At 61.4% G+C, this 19,461-nt stretch carries 16 protein-coding genes; 11 read left to right on the top strand and 5 right to left on the bottom strand.

The features are described from left to right. Positions 1–58 precede the first annotated feature (58 nt). The 8 genes from JQ567_RS04135 (at position 59) to JQ567_RS04100 (ending at position 10,869) form a co-directional block, all read left to right on the top strand. Positions 59–2,833: a xanthine dehydrogenase family protein molybdopterin-binding subunit gene (locus JQ567_RS04135; RefSeq protein WP_212437672.1), complete on the top strand. Its 2,775-nt coding sequence runs from the start codon at positions 59–61 to the stop codon at positions 2,831–2,833. After that, positions 2,830–3,354: a (2Fe-2S)-binding protein gene (locus tag JQ567_RS04130; protein WP_212437605.1), complete on the top strand. Its 525-nt coding sequence runs from the start codon at positions 2,830–2,832 to the stop codon at positions 3,352–3,354. The genes JQ567_RS04135 and JQ567_RS04130 overlap by 4 nt, the downstream gene beginning before the upstream one ends. A 22-nt stretch (positions 3,355–3,376) precedes the next feature. Continuing rightward, positions 3,377–3,994, top strand: coding sequence for an Isoquinoline 1-oxidoreductase subunit (locus JQ567_RS04125; protein WP_212437604.1), 618 nt, complete (start codon positions 3,377–3,379; stop codon positions 3,992–3,994). A 613-nt stretch (positions 3,995–4,607) separates the two neighbouring features. Then, positions 4,608–4,922, top strand: coding sequence for a DUF3303 domain-containing protein (locus JQ567_RS04120; RefSeq protein ID WP_212392208.1), 315 nt, complete (start codon positions 4,608–4,610; stop codon positions 4,920–4,922). Between the two features lie 285 nt (positions 4,923–5,207). After that, positions 5,208–6,218 (top strand): ABC transporter substrate-binding protein, encoded by a 1,011-nt coding sequence (locus JQ567_RS04115; RefSeq protein ID WP_212437603.1) that lies wholly within the window; start codon positions 5,208–5,210, stop codon positions 6,216–6,218. Between the two features lie 250 nt (positions 6,219–6,468). Then, positions 6,469–7,404, top strand: a complete 936-nt coding sequence (locus JQ567_RS04110) for an ABC transporter substrate-binding protein (RefSeq protein ID WP_212437602.1) — start codon at positions 6,469–6,471, stop codon at positions 7,402–7,404. A 513-nt stretch (positions 7,405–7,917) separates the two neighbouring features. Further along, positions 7,918–10,014 carry a molybdopterin oxidoreductase family protein gene (locus JQ567_RS04105; RefSeq protein WP_212437601.1) on the top strand — a complete coding sequence of 699 codons (2,097 nt, stop codon included), beginning with the start codon at positions 7,918–7,920 and terminating at the stop codon, positions 10,012–10,014. A gap of 72 nt (positions 10,015–10,086) precedes the next feature. Further along, entirely contained in the window at positions 10,087–10,869 is a 783-nt protein-coding gene (locus tag JQ567_RS04100; protein WP_212437600.1) for an enoyl-CoA hydratase/isomerase family protein, read from the top strand. Here JQ567_RS04100 and JQ567_RS38025 read toward each other — a convergent pair. The 4 genes from JQ567_RS38025 to JQ567_RS04085 are packed head-to-tail and all read right to left on the bottom strand — an operon-like array spanning position 10,852 to position 15,358. Next, positions 10,852–11,646, bottom strand: a complete 795-nt coding sequence (locus tag JQ567_RS38025; RefSeq protein ID WP_312017343.1) for a glycosyltransferase — start codon at positions 11,644–11,646, stop codon at positions 10,852–10,854. The genes JQ567_RS04100 and JQ567_RS38025 overlap by 18 nt on opposite strands. Next, positions 11,609–11,893 (bottom strand): hypothetical protein, encoded by a 285-nt coding sequence (locus tag JQ567_RS38020; protein WP_249165238.1) that lies wholly within the window; start codon positions 11,891–11,893, stop codon positions 11,609–11,611. The genes JQ567_RS38025 and JQ567_RS38020 overlap by 38 nt, the downstream gene beginning before the upstream one ends. Before the next feature lie 32 nt (positions 11,894–11,925). Next, on the bottom strand, positions 11,926–12,354 hold the full coding sequence (locus JQ567_RS04090) for a heme-binding protein (RefSeq protein ID WP_212437599.1): 429 nt from the start codon (positions 12,352–12,354) through the stop codon (positions 11,926–11,928). After that, on the bottom strand, positions 12,347–15,358 hold the full coding sequence (locus tag JQ567_RS04085; RefSeq protein WP_212437671.1) for an FAD-binding and (Fe-S)-binding domain-containing protein: 3,012 nt from the start codon (positions 15,356–15,358) through the stop codon (positions 12,347–12,349). Before JQ567_RS04085 ends, JQ567_RS04090 begins: the two co-directional genes overlap by 8 nt. A gap of 187 nt (positions 15,359–15,545) precedes the next feature. Between JQ567_RS04085 and JQ567_RS04080 the strand changes: the two genes are divergently transcribed. The 3 genes from JQ567_RS04080 to JQ567_RS04070 all read left to right on the top strand — a co-directional run bounded on the left by JQ567_RS04080 (position 15,546) and on the right by JQ567_RS04070 (position 18,753). Beyond that, complete coding sequence (locus JQ567_RS04080; RefSeq protein WP_212437598.1) at positions 15,546–16,745, top strand: alanine--glyoxylate aminotransferase family protein; 1,200 nt, start codon at positions 15,546–15,548, stop codon at positions 16,743–16,745. 42 nt (positions 16,746–16,787) lie between these two features. Continuing rightward, on the top strand, positions 16,788–17,585 hold the full coding sequence (locus JQ567_RS04075) for an enoyl-CoA hydratase/isomerase family protein (RefSeq protein ID WP_211997449.1): 798 nt from the start codon (positions 16,788–16,790) through the stop codon (positions 17,583–17,585). 220 nt (positions 17,586–17,805) lie between these two features. Beyond that, positions 17,806–18,753, top strand: a complete 948-nt coding sequence (locus JQ567_RS04070; protein WP_212437670.1) for a tripartite tricarboxylate transporter substrate binding protein — start codon at positions 17,806–17,808, stop codon at positions 18,751–18,753. A gap of 15 nt (positions 18,754–18,768) precedes the next feature. Here JQ567_RS04070 and JQ567_RS04065 read toward each other — a convergent pair whose 3' ends face one another. Then, entirely contained in the window at positions 18,769–19,419 is a 651-nt protein-coding gene (locus tag JQ567_RS04065; protein ID WP_212437597.1) for a class II aldolase/adducin family protein, read from the bottom strand. Positions 19,420–19,461: the final 42 nt, after the last annotated feature.

The raw sequence follows: 19,461 nt of genomic DNA, 5'->3' as shown, positions 1-19,461 counted from the left end.
TGAGTCGACATATTGCTGCTTCGATATGTGGATGACAGCGTTGACCAACAGGTGGGACATGCGGCCTTCGCGACGCGAATTTGTAAAGTGGATATCGGCAAGCGGCATCGCCCTTAGCCTGTCGCGCCTAAGTGCGGCGGAGGCAGCCGGGTTGCCCCCACGTGCAGTGCTTCCGGGGCGCGAGGGTTGGAATCCTGCGGCCAACGGTGCTGGCCGCGTTGACGGTGTCGCCAAGGTTACCGGTGCGAAACTCTACGCGTCGGATTTCCGCGCGTCCGATCTGCCGGGCTGGCCGCAAAACACCTCGCACGCGATCCTGGTTCGCGCGCCCGATGCTACGCGAGTCTATATCGGCATGGATCTGGCGCGGCTGAGCGGCGCGCTCAAGCCGTCGGTGGTGGTGACCGCGGCGGATCTCGACAAGATCGGCACCCGCGTTCCCGAATTCTATACCGGCGACCTGTTCTGTCCGGTCGGCAAGACGCCGATCTATATGGGGCAACCGGTCGCGCTGTTGATCTTCGAGACGTTCGACGCCTTCGATCAGGCACGGCTGGTGCTGCGTGACGGGACGTTCGTCAATTTCGGCGAAGAGACCGGCCCGGTTGCGATGCCGGGCTACGGCGCCAATCGCTTCACGCGCGTGGCCGGCGCAACACCCGATGCGCCCGATGTCTATTCGCCGATCCTCGCGGGCTGGGTCAGCCCGGGACGCTCCCAGAGCTCGCCACTCCCGGTTTGGTCCCCGCTCGCAAAGGACACGCCGGCGCCGTACTCCAAGGCCGCGGTCTATGGCGAACAGATCCGTAGCGAACTCGCGGCCAAAAATTCGAACCTGCTGGTGCTGGACCGCGAGTTCGACACCCAATCCGTCGATCCGATGTTTCTCGAACCGGAAGCCGGTCTCGCCTGGTACAACAACAAGAGCGAAAGCCTTGAACTCGTTCTCGGGGTCCAGTCCCCCTACGAGGCTGCGGAATCGATTGAGTATCTGCTGGGCAAGGCCCAGGCGCCGTTCAAGCCGGCGCGCATCAATGCCCAGTTCACGTATGTCGGCGGTGGTTTCGGGGGCCGCGACCACACCCCGTTCATATTCTACGTGGCGCTGGCAGCGATGTTCTTTCCCGGCCGTCCGGTCCGGCTGGCGCACGATCGCTATCAGCAGTTCCAGAGCGGCATCAAACGCCATGCTTTCAAGATGCGATCCCGGATCGGCGTCGATCGAGCGACAGGCAAGATTCAGGCCTTTGCAGCGGACCATGTCCTTGACGGCGGTGGCCTCGCGAATCTTTCGGGCCAGGTCGCAACCGTTGCTGCGACCGCGGCAATTGGCATCTACGACATTCCGAAGGTCGACGTGACCACGGTCGCTCTGCATTCGCGCGGCGTCACGGCCGGATCGATGCGTTGCTACGGAACGCTGCAGTCGATGACCGCGCTGGAGGTCCTCATTGACGAGGTGGCAACGGCCCTGCCGCTCGATCCGATCGAGTTTCGGCGCCGCAACTTGCTGAAGCCCAACGGCCGGACCATGTGCGGCAATCGCTACAGCGTCTCGGTTCGTACTCCGGAAATCCTCGACAAACTCGAGAAACATCCGATCTGGCAGCAGCGCGCGCAGCAAAAATCAGCCGCGCAGCCGGGTATTCTCGTCGGCACCGGGGTCGCCTGTGTGACCAAGGACTACGGCACCGGGGCCGATTGTTCGCTGGGGCGAGTCGAGCTCTCGGCCGAGGGCAAGATCACGATCTATTGCGACCATGTCGAGATGGGCAACGGCATCGGCACCGCACTGGCCAATCGGGTGGCGATCTATCTCGGCGCCGTCGCCGACGAAGTGTCGGTCGCGCGCGTCGATAGTTATGACGTTCTCGGGCTGGTCACGTCGGGCAATTCCTACACGATGGATCAAAAGACGCAGGACCGGGCGGAGAAGGACCCGCGATGGGTACCCGCGATCAGTTCGGCGACCAGCGCCTCGATCGGCGCGCATGTCGGCACCCATTCGGCCGGAGAGGCGGCACGCGTGATCTTCCGCTTTGGCCTGTGGCCGGCGGCGCTTGAGTTGTGGAGCATCACCCCGAACGATCCGCGCGCCAGGGACTGGGCAAAGGCGCAGTGGAAAGATGGGCAGCTTGTTATGTCTGGTCTTGCGCCGCTGCCGTTGCCGTTGCTGGCCGCGAAAGCGCATGCACGCAATCTGGTGACCGGCGCAGTGGCGCACGCCTTTTCCCGATGGGAGTGGTCGCGCGCGCGCTTTCCGATCGCCGGCGAGCAACACCGCGCCGAGATTGATGCTTTGGCTGTCCGCAAGGGTAACGGCAAATTTGCGCGCATCGACCGCGTTAGCGTCAAATTCCCGTCAACCGTCAACAACCAGTCCGGCAATACCTACACATCGGCGTGCGGAACGCTGGTCCGCGTCGAGATTGAGCGCTCCACCGGTGCGCTGCGGATCGCCAAGGCCTACAGCGTGTTTGAATGCGGCCGGGCATTGGTGCCCGAAGTGGTACTGGGTCAGGCGCAAGGCGGTTTTGCCATGGCTGTCGGCTATGCGCTGCTGGAGACATTGCCACCTTATGAAGGTGGTCCCGGCAACGGCCAGTGGAATCTTGGGCAGTATCTCGTCGCACGTGGATCGGACCTGCCATTGTGGGACCTCGAAATCGAGAGGTTGCCGCCGCTGACCCCTGATGAGCCACCAAAGGGCATCGCGGAGGTCGTGATGATTCCAGTGGTGTCGGCGATCCTGAACGCCATCTTCGACGCTACAGGCCGTCGCTTCCAGTCCCTGCCGGTGACGGCCAACCTGCTCAAGGGAGTGCTCGCGTGACCAAATTGAGCATCACGATCAATGGCCGCGCGCACGGACCGACGGACGTGCGCGACGATCTCTCGATGAACGATTTCCTGCGCGAATATCTCGGCATGACCGGCACCAAGTTCGGTTGCGGTGCCGCGCAGTGCCTGAGCTGCGCCGTCATCGTCGACAACGCAGACGGAACAAGTTCCACCAGCCCGACCTGCGTCGTCTCAGCGGTAGGTTTCGATGGCAAGGCCATTCGCACCGTCGAGGGGCATGCGAAGAATGGCGAGCTCACGGCGCTGCAGAGGGCATTCATCGAACATTTCTCGTTCCAGTGCGGCTATTGCACGCCCGGTTTCCTGAACGAGGGCCAGGTGCTGCTGGAGCGTCTGGCGAAGACGCCGGTGGCACGCGCCGAGCTCGAAAAGACCATCGCCGAAGCGCTCGACGGACACATCTGCCGCTGCACCGGCTATATCAAATATCACGAAGCGGTACGTGACGTGATCCTCGCGGATTCCAAGCGCTATCTCGTGGCGAACCAATGACCGGGCGCGAGGACCAAGCGACATGAAATCGGAACTGCGGTTTAAGCTTGTCGTCTCCATCGTCACCGTGGCGACGAGCATGCTTGCGGGCTACGCGGTTTCCGAAACTGCGCCGCAGAGCCTTGCAAGCCCCGAGAGCTTTGCATCGATTGCCGATACGGACGCGCGATCGGCGGCGATGTTCACCGAACTTGGCAAGGTGCTGACCCATCCGCGCTGCACCAACTGCCATCCGGCGACTGACCGTCCGCGGCAAGGCGATTTAGGCCGACTGCATCAGCCGCCGGTCACCCGCGGCGTCGACGGCCACGGCCTTCCGGCGATGCGCTGTTCGATCTGCCATCAGAATGCGAACTTCGAACCCGGTCGCATGCCGGGTCACCCGGAATGGCACCTCGCGCCGCGCGAAATGGCATGGGAAGGCAAGACGGTTGCCGAGATTTGCACGCAGCTCAAGGATCCCGCGCGCAACGGCGGTCGCAAGCCCGAGGATCTGATCCATCACATCGGCGATGATACGCTCGTCGGCTGGGCCTGGGCCCCGGGCGTTGGCCGCAGCCCCGCGCCCGGTACGCAAAAGCAGGCCGGCGCGCTGGTCGAGGCCTGGGTGAAGACCGGCGCGGCCTGTCCTGCGCAGTAATCGCGGCCGCTATGCCCTTGAAAGCGGACTCGTTATGCTCACTTCGAGTTCTTCCGCTGTTGACCCAACTGAGACATTAGCGGACGAACGGCAAACGCGGCGGCGATCCAGCGCGCTGCGCCGAAAATCACAGTGTATCAGTAATACTGACCTTTGAACCGCATCAAAGTACGGCATGATTTTGTGATATGCTTTTGAAAAGAAAGACCTTGAGCTGGCTGAAAGTGGTCTCTTATGTCCGTCGATAGCTGGACCGACGATCTCGCTTCTGTCGTTCGATATGCGCTGACGACGACGCGCGCGACAGCGATTTGCCCGTTCCATCTCAATGAAACAATCCGTGTCGGTGATGACGCTGCGGAAACCCATGCCTATGTTCGTGCCACTAAAGTCATTAAAAGCGATGGCACAACATGGGAGCATGAAGCTCTAAACAAAGAAATTAGCCGCCAGCTCCACGAAGCAGCAGACGGGGTCTGCCCTGAGTGCGGAGCGCTCCAGCCCAGCTGCCGGCGGAGCGCTTCTTGACCTAATCCGTGCGCACCAATTTACCGACTTAGCCCGATGGCAAGCCCTCCAATGCCCACTTCACAACAAACAAAGGAGGATACCGATGAAGTACATGATCACCTGGAGCGAACGTTCGCAAGGATCGCCCATCGAGTACGAGAATGCCCAGAAGCGGATTCTGGAGGTCTTTACTCAATGGAAAGCGCCCGACAACTTCAAGATCGAGATGTTCGTCATACGAGTGGGGGACTGGGGCGGGTATATGCTGCTGGATTGCGACGATCCGTTGGCGGTTCACAAGTTCTGCTCGATGCTGCCTGCCTTTGTATTCGAAGCGCGGCCAGTGGTTCCTGTCATGGACGCCGTCCGGGTCGAGCTTGAAGCAATTGCCTTTCGCGACGAGCTCAAAGGCAAGTAACAGCATCACACCGGAAGACTGCAGGATCGCGAGCGCTCCACTGCTCGCTCCACGTCGACGAAGCGGCCGAGCGAAGTCGTTACCAAATGTCGCCTATTGGCACCTTTGAGACATTCCCGCCTTTCCGCAGAATGTCCGTCCGTCGGGGTAGACCGGAAGTCGCCGTGGACCGACCAAACCGACGCGAATGACCCGAAGCCAACATTTGCCGAGTCTACCGTGCTGGTCGATAGTCGATCTCTGTGATTTGATGGCTAAGGCGGAACCATCTGGCGGGGTGAAGGAATGGACCGACGCAAGTTCATGCAGTTGGCTGGCGGCGCTGGGATTGTGTGGCCGCTGCCCGCCTTGGCTCAGCAGGCCAAGGGCTTGCCGCTTCTAGCGGTACTATTTCCCACAACGGAGGATAGGGCGATCAAAATGGTCGCCGCCTTGCGGGATGGTCTTAAACAAGCCGGTGTTGTCGAAGGCACACACTACGCCCTCACGGTGCGTTTCGCCAACGGCGACATGCCACAGCTGCCAAAACTTGCAAAAGAATTGGATGCGTTGGGTCCTAGGGTCTTCGTGACAGCAGCCAACGCGGCTCCTGTAGTCCGCCAGCAAGCGCCAAACACACCTTTAGTTTTTACCGGGGTTGCAGTTGACGTGATCGCACTGGGTTGGGCAGAGAGTTATGCAAGACCGGGCGGCATGATGACTGGCAACGTCCAGAACGCTATCGGTGGGGAAGAGAGTATCACCACAAAGCGCATCGGCCTTTTTAAGGAGCTGATGCCGAACCTGACCCGGCTCGGAATGATCGGCTTTGCAGGCGGCTCTGTGGCAAGCCTGGCAAACCTCGAACACACTGGATTGCAAAAAGCTTCCTCGCGGCTTGGTTTTGAGGTTTTGAGATATGATCTGCAATGGCCTAACCTGAATGGTCTCGACGATGCCGTCTCGTTGGGGCTGCGGGACGGCGTCAGCGCATTCTATATTTCGGGGACTTTTGTCATCCTCGGCCGCATTCCTGAGGTTGTGGCATCTGTTGCAAAGTCGGGCAGACCAATCTGCGGCGTCTACCCCGAGTTCGCGCGGGCCGGATGTTTGATGTCATATTCCATCGATTTGGAGTATGGGTTTCGGCTCACTGGGAGACAGGTGGCGAAAATCCTTCAAGGGGCAAAGCCCGGCGACTTACCGATTGAACAGGCCGACAAGTTCACTCTTGTGGTCAATCTGAAAACCGCGAAAGCGCTTGGAGTGAAGGTGCCGGACAAATTAGTTACGACAGCTGACGAGTTGATCGAATAGCTTTGCGACTTGCGGCAACGCATATGTCGCTTATTGGCACATTTGAGACAAACCGACTGGCCTTGGCGATGTCCGTTGACGGGGGTAGACCGGAAATGGCTTGGCTGACCGTCAAACCGACGCGATTGACCCAGAACGGACATTTTGCCCTCTTCCGGCGCGCCAGACTTAGCCGGTACGATGTCTCGTTCTTGAACTTTGGGAGCAGCAATGCGCCGGCGCGACTTCATCGGCTTGTGGGACGGCAGCGGTGTGGCCGTTCTCGGTGTTCGCGCAACAGCGCGCTGCGCCCGTAGTCGGCTTCCTAGGCCCTGGTCTGGAAGCGCGTCGGCATTGGCTTGCTGCGTTCCGTGCGGGCTTAGGCAGCCAGGGCTTCGTGGATGGGCAGAACGTGAGGCTGGAGTACCGCTCAGCCGATGGCGGAGCAGAGGGATTGAGGGAACTTGCTGCTGATTTAGCGCGCCGCGAGGCTGCCGTCATTGCCGCGTCGGGGCCATCTGCAGCGCTCGCTGCAAGGCGCGTAACGCCGTCCATTCCCATCGTGTTCCTGAGCGGTTTGGATCCTGTCCAAATAGGTTTGGTGTCAAGCTTCAACCGACCGGATGGAAACATCACTGGTTTCTATTTCCCTGTCGACGAGTTGCCGGCAAAACGGTTGGCGCTGCTGCATGAGCTGTTGCCTGTGGCTAAGCGCATCGCTGTACTAGTCAATTCCGCAGAGGCGGCAACAGCCGAACCGACGGTGCGGGGGGTGTTAGTCGCCGGACAATCGCTCAGCCTGGACGTCGAAGTCTTCCGCGCAAGTACCAGCACGGAGATCGATGCGGCTTTCGATGCCTTGTCGCGCTGGCGAGCGGACGCACTACTTGTCGGCTCCGATCCGCTTTTTATTACTTCTCGGGCGCAGCTTGTCGCCTTGTCAGCGCGCCACGCTTTCCCCGCGATTTACTTCCAGCGGGATTACGTCGAAGACGGTGGATTGATGAGCTACGGTCCCGATTACGCCGACTCCTATCGTCAGGCCGGCATCTATGTCGGCCGTATTCTAAAGGGCACGAAACCGACGGAATTGCCGGTCCAGCAGTCCACGAAGCTTGAGCTGCTGATCAACCTTAAGACCGCAAAAGCCCTCGCCATCGAGGTGCCCCCCAGCCTGCTCGCCCGCGCCGACGAGGCAATCGAATAAGAGATGCTGTGTGCTGCGGTGCATGAGTCCGGTTGTGGCACTAAACGGCGGTTTTCCAATGTCCGCTTCTCTGCCGCTTCTGGGGGCTAAGCGGACATGGCGATTTATGAGAACACGGCCTGGCTAGTTGGCTGCTTTTGACGCAAAGCGCACTATTGCGCAGCACCGCGGGTGCTTTTGCCGAATGTCGGGATGATGAAGAACTGCCACTGATTTGCCCGACGTGTCAAAATGTTTTTGCGGGTATGGCATCCATGCCAGCGACCCCTTTCTTTGCGAGGGGTTCCTTTCTTTGCATGGGGTTGTTTTCGCGATTTTGTGTTTCGGGCCTTGCGGTGTGCCGTCCATAGCTAGCCGAAGACGCGCGTGAACGCGTTGGCGGAGGCACTGCGCTCCACGCCAATGGAGGGGCCTATCTCGGCGCCGGATGCATGGCTTGTTTGCTGTTTTCGCTGGTGCGCCCGTCGAGAAAGTCACTCGGCGACGGCGGATTTTGATGTTACCTATCGGGGCATGAACCAGCATGCCAAGGTCGACATCCGCCACTCCACCTGTCCGCATGATTGCCCATCGGCCTGCGCGCTCGACATCGAGGTGATCGACGGCCGCAGCATCGGCCGGGTGCGCGGCTCCAAGCAGCAGACCTACACTGCCGGCGTCGTCTGCGCCAAGGTCGCCCGCTATGCCGAGCGCATCCATCACCCCGACAGGCTGTTGCACCCGATGCGTCGCACCGGACCCAAGGGTTCCGGTCAGTTCGCGCGGATCTCGTGGGATGACGCTCTGGATGAAATCGCCGCGCGTTTCGGTCAGGCCGAGAAGGAGTTCGGTGCCCAATCGGTATGGCCGTATTATTATGCCGGCACCATGGGCCTGGTAATGCGCGACGGCATCAACCGTCTTGCCAACGTAAAGAAATATTCCCGTTTCTACTCGACGATTTGCGCGAACGTCGCCCGTATCGGATTTGCCATCGGCACCGGCAAGATCGCCGGCGTCGATCCGCGCGAGATGGGCGTGTCCGACCTTGTCGTGATCTGGGGCACCAATCCCGTGAACACCCAGGTCAACGTGATGACGCATGCGATGCGTGCCCGCAAGGAGCGCGGCGCCAAGATCGCGGCGATCGATATCTACAACAACGACACCATGAAGCAGGCCGACATCAAGATCCTGCTTAAGCCCGGCACTGACGGCGCGTTCGCCTGCGGCGTCATGCACGTGTTGTTCCGGGAAGGTTACGCCGATCGCGAATATATGGATCGCTACACCGATTGTCCGAATGAACTGGAGGCGCACCTTGCGACCCGTACCCCGGAATGGGCCTCGTCGATCTCGGGCGTGCCGGTGGAGGAGATCGAAGCGTTCGCCCGCCTGGTCGGTCAGACCAAGCGTTCGTTCTTTCGGCTCGGCTATGGCTTCACCCGCAGCCGTAACGGCGCGGCACAGATGCATGCGGCGCTGTGTATCCCGGCGGTGACCGGCGCCTGGCAACACGAAGGCGGCGGCGCGTTCTTCAACAATTTTGCAATCTGGAAGTTCGACGAATCCATCATCGAGGGGCACGACGCGCTCGACCGCACCACCCGCTGGCTCGACCAGTCGCAGATCGGCCGCATCCTGACCGGCGACGCGGAAGCCTTGAAGGGCGGACCGCCGGTCAAGGCGATGCTGATCCAGAACACCAACCCGATGACGGTGGCGCCGGAGCAGGCGCTGGTGCGCAAGGGTTTTGCGCGCGAAGACCTGTTCATGGTGGTGCATGAGCAGTTCATGACCGAAACGGCGGTCATGGCGGATATCGTGCTGCCGGCGACCATGTTCATGGAGCACGACGACCTCTATTACGGTGGCGGACATCAGCATATTTCGGTCGGCGCCAAGCTGATCGATCCGCCCGGCGAGTGCCGTTCGAACCACGAGGTGTTGCAGGGCCTCGGCAGTCGGCTTAACGCCGTGCATCCCGGCTTTACGATGTCGCCGCGCGAATTGATCGACGCGACGCTGAAGAAAAGCGGTCATGGCGATATCGCGGCCCTGGAGGCGGATCTTTGGCGCGACATCCAGCCGGATTTCCGTACCTCGCATTACCTCGACGGTTTTGCGCATGCGGACAAGAAGTTCCACTTCAAGGCCGACTGGGCGAACCCGCCCTTCGGCAACGCCGGTTTGGGGCCCTGGGCACAGATGCCGTCGCTGCCGGACCACTGGGCGATTATCGAGGAGGCGGATGAGGCCCATCCGTTTCGGCTCGCCACCAGTCCCTCGCGCAGCTTCCTCAATACCAGCTTCAACGAAACGCCATCTTCGATTGCGCGCGAGGGCAAGCCCTCGGTGATGATGCATCCCGATGATGCCGCTACGCTCGGGCTCGCCGATGGGGATGTCGTCACACTCGGCAACGTGAGGGGCGAGACCAATTTGACGGTAAAGCTGTTCGACGGGCTGCGACGCGGCGTATTGATCGCGGAATCCATCCAGCCGAACAAGGCCCATATCGGCGGTCGCGGTATCAACATGCTGACCGGAGCCGAGGCGGTCGCGCCCGTGGGCGGTGCGGCGTTCCATGACAACAAGGTCTGGGTGAAGAAGGTCGTGCCCTCGGCTTAAATCCTGCTTGCAGTCCGGCGTCATCCTGCCGCAAATGTTCGCCAATCCATGGCAAACAGGGCGAGCGGAACAATGACCGACAACAGCAGCGTAATACGCGAGAAGCGCGGACAGGCGTTCTGGATTACCATCAACCGGCCGGACAAGCGCAACGCCATCAATGCCGACGTCGTCGCCGGCATCGCCAAGGGGTATCGCGACGCCCATGACGACAAGGAAGTCCGCGTCATCGTGCTGACGGGGGCGGGTGACAAGGCGTTTTGCGCCGGCGCCGACCTGCAGAACAGCGGCGCTGCCTTCGCGATGGATTTTTCCAGGCCGAATGTCGACTACGCCGATTTGTTGCGCTTGTCGCAGAACGCCACCAAGCCTGCGATCGCGCGGGTAGGGGGCGTCTGCATGGCCGGTGGCATGGGCTTGCTGTGCATGACGGATATGGCGGTGGCCGCCGATCACGTGATCTTCGGGCTGCCCGAAGTAAAGGTCGGCGTATTTCCGATGCAGGTGATGAGCCTGTTGCAATCGATGGCGCCGCCGCGCCTCGTCAATGAATGGGCGCTGACGGGCGAGCCGTTCGATGCGAAGACGGCTCAGGCCGCCGGGCTGCTGAATTACGTGGTGCCGTCAGCCGAGCTCGACGCCAAGGTCGAATGGCTGATCAGCCGTATCGTCGACAAATCGCCGACCGCGATCCGGCGCGGCAAATATGCCATGCGCGCCATCGCTTCGATGTCGTTCGACGAAAGCATCGCCTACACCGAAAGCCAGATTGCCTTGCTGGCCATGACGGAAGACGCCAAGGAAGGCCTCAAGGCGTTTGGCGAGAAGCGCAAACCGTTATGGCCGGGCCGGTGACGGATTGATGCGTCGATTCCGGAGCGCCATGCCACCGGCGACGCCGACTCCCAGCACGTAGATCCGGCCTTCCAGGAAATCGATAGGCGATGTTTTCGCGAGTCCTAAGTTATTTTTGATCGCGTCCGGGTTCACCAATACCGGTGTATCAGGAGTTTGTTTCGGAGTCCGCGTTCCACGGATCATCGCTTCACGAGGCCGGGGCGATAGCTCCAGTGAAGGACGAACTGTCGTACCAGGTAAGGCATCATCGAGCGACAGATTTGAAGCTGGCTCGGGACATGCCCGAGTGATCGCTGACGCAGCTCCTGCATTTCCTCCCGTTCCGCGCTCGTAGTTCCGCGTCGTTTTCCCTGTTCGTCGTGGACACGGAAACAGGCGAGAAAACGCCGCAGCCGTGCCATCCTGAAGCCGACGGCCTCGGCGCGCAGCATGAAGTCCCAGTCCATTGCCGAATGAAATTCGGTGCTCATCGGACCCACCCTGTCCCATACGCGACGGCGCCAGAACATGGTCGGCGTATTTGAGTGCCTCGCTGTCATGCACCGGGAAAACGGCCCGGCCGATTTCCGAGCCGGCGTAATCGATGAAGATGCGATGTCCGTATACGAAGTCAACGTCCGGACGTTGTTCGAAGAAATCGGCGACGCTGGCGAGGGTGCCCGGCAGCAGGGTGTCGTCGCTATTCAGGTAGGCCATGATATCGCAATCGACGTTTGCGAAGCCCTTGTTGATCGCGTCAGACTGCCCGTTGTCTCGCTCGCTTCGCCAGCAAATCCTGTCGCCGTAATCCTTCAGAAGCTCGACCGTGCCGTGGCGCGGCTGGCAGCATACGCAGATCGAGCGGACGAGGCGGGTGCTGCTCGAATGTCCACATCGGCGGACGCAACCACAATCGCCTGGCATGAGCGCGCGATCTTGCGTAAGCCTCCTTCAACTGGCTCTGGCTGGTGTCGAGCGCGTCGAGCTGCCGCTCGATCGACTTCAACCGCTCCAGGAGCTGCCGCCTGAATTCGTCATCCATTCCGGCGGTGTCCGATCAGTCGCTTTCCCCGATTATCCTGCGTTGGCCTTTAGCCCCGCGGCCTCGATACCCGCGACGGCGCAGACTTCATCATTGTCCGAGGTGTCGCCGCTGACACCGACCGCGCCAAGCAGCATACCGCCGTCCTGGATCAGCACCCCGCCGGGCACCGGAATAAGGCGACCTTGTGCCATCGTATTTACCGCGCTGACGAAATAAGCCTGCTCCTGCGCCCGCTGGAACAGCGCGCGTGAGCCCATGCCTAGCGCCAGTGCGCCATAGGCCTTGCCGTGTGCGATTTCGGCCCGCATCAGGCTGGTGCCGTCCTGCGCCGCCGTGACTTTGACGCAACCGCGGGCATCGAGAATGGTGATGACCAGCGGCTTCAGTTTTTTCTCGACGCCTTTGGCAAGGGCGGCATCAAGAATCTTGCGGGCGACGTCGAGGGTGAGTTCAGCCATGGGTCGGTTCCTTTGCATGGGAGGAGAGAGGTGAATTGGGCTTTGCACGGTCTAGGCTCATCGCCAGAACACGCGCGACGTGAAGCGCTGATCGCCCGCTACCATCCTTGATCTGATGCCGGCACGAGGTGCCATCGGCGACGATTAGTGTGGTCTGGTCGGCGCCGCGGACGGCCGGCAGCAGCGAGAGCTCGGCCATTTCCATCGATGCGTGGTAGGTGTCGGCACCATAGCCGAAGGCGCCGGCCATGCCGCAGCAACTGGACTCGATGATCTCGACGTTCAGGTCGGGCACGAGGCGAAGCGCTTTTTCGACCGGCTTGAATGCGCCGAATGATTTCTGATGGCAGTGGCCGTGAACCAGCGCCTTGGCAGGCATCGAACCAAGCGGCAGCCGCAGACGGCCGGCCTCCGCTTCGCGAACCAGGAATTCCTCGAACAGCAGCGCATGCGCGCCGATGCTCTTGGCGTCGTTATCGGAGCGCAAGGAAAGCAGCTCATCGCGCAGCGTCAGAAGACAACTCGGCTCCAGTCCGACGATCGGTACGCCGCGCGCGGCGAACGGCGCGTAGGTTGCGACCAGCCGGTCCAATTCGGCTCGCGCTTGATCGACCAGACCAGCAGAGAGGAATGTGCGTCCGCAGCATAGCGGCCGCGTGTGGTCTGCCGGTTTTGGAATGTGGACGCGGTATCCGCCTTCAACCAGCACGCGCAGCGCGGCATCGAGATTTTCCCGCTCATAGGCACGATTGAACGTATCGGCGAACAGCACGACTTCGCGGCCATTCTCCGGCCCGAGGGCCTCGGCATCGGTTCGGAACACATCGCGCCGGAATGCAGGCAGGGCGCGTTGCGCGCTGATGCCGGCGAATTTTTCAAACAGCTTGCGCAGCAACGGACTGCCGTTGCGCCAGTTGGCGAGCGGGGCGAGGCGAGACGCGAGGCCGGCATAGTGGGGCAGATATCCAACCAGTCTGTCGCGCAGCGATAGGCCGTGTGTTGCCGCGCGTGCCGCCAGCACCTCGATCTTCATCTTGGCCATGTCCACGCCGGTCGGGCATTCGTGGCGGCAGGCCTTGCAGGAGACGCAGAGTTTCAGCGTGTCCATCATCTCGTCGGAAGCCAGCGCGTTCGGTCCGAGTTGACCGGAGATCGCCAGTCGCAGCGTGTTGGCGCGGCCGCGGGTGACGTCCTTCTCGTTGCGGGTCGCACGGTAGGACGGACACATCACGCCGCCTTCGAGTTTCCGGCAGGCGCCGTTGTTGTTGCACATCTCGACGGCCCCCTGGAAGCCGCCGCCGGCGCCGGGATAGGCCGACCAATCGAGCGCTGTTTTCAGTTCGCCGATGCGATAATCCGGCGGATAGCGAAACAGCGAACGGTCGTCCATTTTGGGCGGATCGACGATCTTGCCGGGATTGAGGACATTGTCCGGGTCGAAGCGCTGCTTTACCTCCCTGAAATCGGCAACGATGCGTGAACCGAACATCGCTTCATGGAATTCGGAGCGGACCAGGCCGTCACCGTGCTCGCCGGAATGCGAGCCCTTGTACTCGCGCACCATCTCGAAGGTCTCTTCGGCGATGGCGCGCATCGCCTTGACATCCTTCTCCAGCTTCAGATTGAGCACGGGACGCACATGCAGGCAGCCTTCGGAGGCATGCGCATACATGGTGCCGCGGGTGCCGTGCTTTTCAAAAATGCCGTTGAGGCGTTCGGTATAGTCGGCAAGATGCGGCAGCGGCACCGCGCAGTCCTCGACAAAGGAGACCGGCTTGCCTTCCTGCTTCATCGACATCATGACGTTAAGGCCCGCGGCGCGGAAGTCGGCGATGCCGGTCTGGAGTGCAGGCTCGGTAATTTCGACGACGCCACCCCATTTGCGCTGCGGCTTGTCCCAACCGAAGCCGAGATCAACCATCAGTTCGCCGAGCTGCTTCAGGCGGCGCTGGTTTTCAGCTTGATCTTCCTCGGCGAATTCCACGATCAGCACCGCATCGGGGTTGCCGCGCACGGCGGTGCTGATGATTGGCTGGAACATCGCGATCTCGCGGCCCAATGTGATCATGGTGCGATCGACCAGTTCCACCGCGATAGGGCGGAGCTTCACCAGATGCTGGGCCGCGTCCATCGCCTCATAGAAGCTGCCGAAATGACAGACGCCCAGCACCTTGTTGCGGATGATCGGCCATAGCTTGAGCTCGACCTGCGTGGTGAAGGCGAGCGTGCCTTCGGAGCCGACCAGCAGGTGCGCCATGTTATTCGCCGCGTTGCGCGGTACCAGCCCATCGAGATTGTAGCCGCCGACGCGGCGCTGCACTTGCGGAAATCTTTCGGCGATCTCGGCTGCCTCGCGCTTGCCGAGATCGAGCATGTCGCGAAACAGCGCGAGCCCGCTATCTGGTGAATTCACGCGCGCGAGATCGCGCGGCACCTCGCCGAAATGCAGCAGCGTGCCGTCGGCCAGGGCCGCATCCATCGACAGCGTATTGTCGCGCATGGTGCCGTAGCGCAGCGAGCGTCCGCCGCAGGAATTATTGCCGGCCATGCCGCCGATGGTGGCGCGCGAGGCCGTCGAGACGTCGACCGGAAACCAAAGCCCGTGCTTCTTGAGCTGGCGGTTGAGGTCGTCGAGCACGATGCCGGGTTCGACAACGCAGGTGCGATTTTCGACATCGAGCGAGAGGACGCGGTTCAGGTGTTTGGAAAAGTCGACGACAATCCCCTCATTGACGGTCTGGCCGCATTGCGAGGTGCCGCCGCCGCGTGGGGTGACGATTCGGCCGGCATCCCTTGCGATGGCCAGTGTCCGCAACGCCTCGTCCATGGTCCGGGGGACCACCACGCCAAGGGGCATCATCTGGTAGAACGAGGCGTCGGTCGCGTAGCGGCCACGGTTGAACGCATCGAAGAAGGCGTCGCCGGTAATCTCGCGAGCAAGACGCACGGCGAGGGCGCTGTTTTCAGCCGAATTTTGTGACTTTTCGGCCCCTGTTGCCGCCATTGCCTTGGTCTCGTGAGTGATCCTCAGTGTCTTGCCTGCCGGGGTTCGCCTTGGCAAGGCAAAGCCCTGCTTCTTGTGCATTGACGGGCCCCGCCGGGCGGGGGACAAGCCCGCCGAATAGTGATATTCGAGCGGCTCGTGAAGCCAAGACTTGTGAAGCCAAAGACAAGACCGGGAAGGACGCCCCATGACTGTGCACTCTGGACGGCATTTTCTGCAGATTCCGGGACCGACCAACGTGCCGGACCGGGTGCTGCGCGCCATGGACATGCCAACCATGGATCATCGGGGACCCGAATTCGCGGAGATCGGCCACGCGGTGCTGGCGGCCATGCAGCGGGTGTTCCGCACCAAGCAGCCGGTGATCATCTACCCGTCGTCGGGCACCGGCGCCTGGGAGGCCGCCCTCGTCAACACGCTGCAGCCCGGCGACAAAGTACTGATGGCCGAGACCGGGCAGTTCGCCGTGCTGTGGCGCGGTATTGCCGAGAAGTTCAAGCTCGAAGTGGATTTCCTGCCCGGTGACTGGCGTCATGGCGCCGACCTTGAGCAGATCGAGGCGAAGCTGTCGGCCGACAAGGCGCACAAGATCAAGGCCGTATGCGTGGTCCACAACGAGACCTCGACCGCTTGCGTCACCCATCCGCAGGAAGTCCGCAACATTCTCGACCGCGTCAACCATCCGGCGCTGCTGATGGTCGACACCATTTCCGGTCTCGGCTCCCTGGAATACGAGCACGACGCGTGGGGCATCGACGTCTCGGTCGCGGGATCGCAGAAGGGGCTGATGCTGCCGCCGGGTCTCGGCTTCAACGCCATATCGGAAAAAGCGCTTGCGGTCGCGAAGGCCAATCCGGCCATGCGTTCCTATTGGGACTGGCAGGAAGTGATCGCGATCAACAAGGCGGGCACCTGGCCCTATACGCCGGCAACCAATCTGCTGTTCGGGCTTCGCGAAGCGGTCAAGATGCTCGAAGAAGAGGGACTGGAAAACGTCTTCGCGCGCCACAAGCGCCACAGCGCCGCGACGCGTGCAGCCATCAAGGTATGGGGCCTGGAAACGCAGTGCCAGGAACAGGGCGCACACTCGCCGGCGCTGACGGGCGTGGTGATGCCGGAAGGCCATGACGCCGACAATTTCCGCAAAGTGGTGCTGGAAAACTTCGACATGTCGCTCGGCACCGGCCTCAACAAGATCAAGGGCAAGGTGTTCCGGATCGGCCATATCGGCCACTTCAACGATCTGATGCTGATGGGCACGCTGTCGGGCGTTGAAATGGGTCTCGATCTCGCCAAGGTGCCGCATCGAGGCGGGGGCGTGCTGGCGGCGATGGAAGTGCTCAAGGGACGCGATGTGGTTTCCATTCCAAAGGTCGCCGTCGCCTGAACCGGTCTCGACCCAACAACGAAATGAACAGAAAGAACTGCGATGAACGCACCGGTAGCTGCAACTGAAGACCTGCTCTATTCCGTCGAGGACGGTATCGCCCGGCTGACGTTCAACCGGCCGCAGGCGCGCAACGCGCTGACCTTTGCGATGTATGAGCAGATGGCGGCGATCTGCGAGAGCGTCAACCAGGACCGCTCGATCAAGGCCATGATTCTGACCGGTACGGGGGAAAAGGCGTTCGCATCGGGTACCGACATTTCGCAGTTCCGTGCCTTCAAGACCGCGGAGGACGCACTCGAATATGAGGAGCGGATCGATCGCGTGCTGGGCACATTGGAGAAGGTCCGGGTGCCGACGATTGCGGCCATTGCTGGTGCCTGCACTGGTGGCGGCGCCGGGATTGCCGCCTGCTGCGATATCCGGATCGGCACCGCAACGACGCGCATCGGCTTTCCCATCGCGCGCACGCTGGGCAACTGCCTGTCGATGTCCAACATCAGCCGGGTTGTTGCGTTGGTCGGGCCGGCGCGGACCAAGGACCTGATTTTTACAGCGCGGCTGATCGAGGCCCCGGAGGCGCTGTCGCTCGGTCTGCTCAACGAGGTGGTGCCTGACGTTCCGACGCTGCAGCGCCGCGCCGATGAAACCGCCAAGCTCGTTGCTGGTCATGCGCCGATCACGATGGAAACCGCCAAGGAAGCGGTGCTCCGTATTCGCCGCACGCTGTCGCGCGAGGAGGGCCGGGATCTGATCCTGCGCGCCTATATGAGCGAGGATTTTCGCGAAGGAATGGATGCCTTCCTCAACAAGCGAACGCCGAACTGGAAGGGCAAATAGGCTCGGCTCGGGTTTGATTGATCACGATCGGAGTTCCGTATCGCCGCGGTTCGTTTGGCTCATGCGAAAGTAATAGACAGTGTGGGGTGGTTCGACTTGAACTGGCGCAGTTAAATCCGCACAATGGTACCGTGTGTGCTAGCGTTTCTATAATTAAAACAAAGACATAGGGAAGAAAAACGTGGGACAGATTCTGAAAGCCACGGCTGCCTTGGCGGCCATGATCGTCTGCGCGCCGGCGTTCGCTGCCTGGGAGCCGACCAAACCGGTTGAAATCGTAGTCGCAGCAGGTGCCGGCGGCGCTTCCGACCAGATGGCTCGCATGATGCAGGCGGCGATCCAGAAGAATAATTTGATGAAGCAGCCGATAGTGGTCTCGCTCAAGGGAGGAGCGTCCGGCGCCGAGGCGCTGATGTACATGAAATCCAGCGACGGCGACCCCAACAAGGTGCTGATCGCCTACTCGCTGATCTACATGCTGCCATTGTCGGCGAAGATTCCCTTCAATTGGCGCGATCTCACGCCGGTGTCGGTGGTCGCGCTCGATCAGTTCGTGCTGTGGGACAATGCCGCCGGACCGAAAACCGTGAAGGAATTCGTTGCCGCCGCCAAGGCTGCGAGTTCGCCGTTCAAGATGGGCGGCACCGGCTCCAAGCGCGAGGATCACGTGCTCACCGTGTTCATGGAGCAGAGGACCGGCGCGAAGTTCTCCTATCTGCCCTACAAATCCGGTGGCGAGGCCGCGACGCAACTGGTCGGCAACCATACCGAATCCAACGTCAACAACCCGTCTGAAAATCTCGAGGTCTGGCGGGCCGGCCAGGTCCGCGCGCTGTGCGTGTTCGACAAGGAGCGGATCGCCTACAAGACCAAGGTCACCGAGACGCAATCCTGGAACGACATCCCGACATGCAAGGAAGAAGGGCTCGACGTGCAGTATCTGATGCTGCGCGCGATGTTCCTTCCGGGCAAGGTCACGCCGGATCAACAGGCGTTCTATGTCGACCTGTTCCAGAAGGTGACGCAGACCGCCGAGTACAAGGAATACATGGAAAAGCAGGCGCTGAAGCCGATCTTCCTAACCGGCAAGGACATGGTGAAGTTTCTCGAGGAGGATGACAAGCTCAACGCCTCGCTGATGAACGAAGCCGGTTTCGTGGCGAAGTAAGCCAGCCGTAGCGCGTTATTTCCCGGCAGGACCGTATCCAGCGATCCTGCCGAGAACGTTCTTGATCTCTGCTTTGGGCAGCAACCGCGGTGTGCCGATCTGAAGGCAGCCGTGATATTGCCGCGCCAGCGCTTCGACCTCCACCGCAAGCCACATTGCCTTCGACAGCGAAGGTCCGACGGCGATCATGCCGTGATGCTCCAGCAGGCAGGCCAGGCGGTCCTCGAGCGCCCGCACGGCGTGTTCCGACAGCTCCTGCGTGCCGAACGTCGCATAGGGCGCGCAGCGGATGGTGTCGCCGCCGGCGACTGCGATCATGTAATGGATCGGCGGGATTTCCAGACCCATGATCGCGAGGATCGTCGAATAGGGCGGGTGCGCGTGCACCACCGCGTTGACCTCGGGCCGTGCCCTGAGAATGTCGAGGTGAAACCGCCACTCGCTCGACGGTCGCTGCGCCGCGTCGAACGAACCGTCCAGACCCATGAACACGATCTGCTCCGGCTGCATCGTTTCATAGGGCACGCTGGTCGGCGTGATCAGCAGGCCGGTGTCATGCCGCAGGCTGATATTGCCGGACGTGCCTTGATTAATGCCCAGCGCATTCATGCTGCGGCAGGCGTCGATGATGGACTGGCGCTTTTTCCGCTCGCTGGTGGCCGACATCCACTTTCTCCTGATCGCTGCGGCGTGGCGCCGTCAAATCAC

It is taken from the genome of Bradyrhizobium sp. AUGA SZCCT0431 (genome assembly GCF_018131065.1).
Classification (GTDB): Bacteria; Pseudomonadota; Alphaproteobacteria; order Rhizobiales; family Xanthobacteraceae; genus Bradyrhizobium.
Note: the sequence above shows the minus strand (reverse complement) of the source record. Positions and strands in the feature narration are given on the sequence as shown.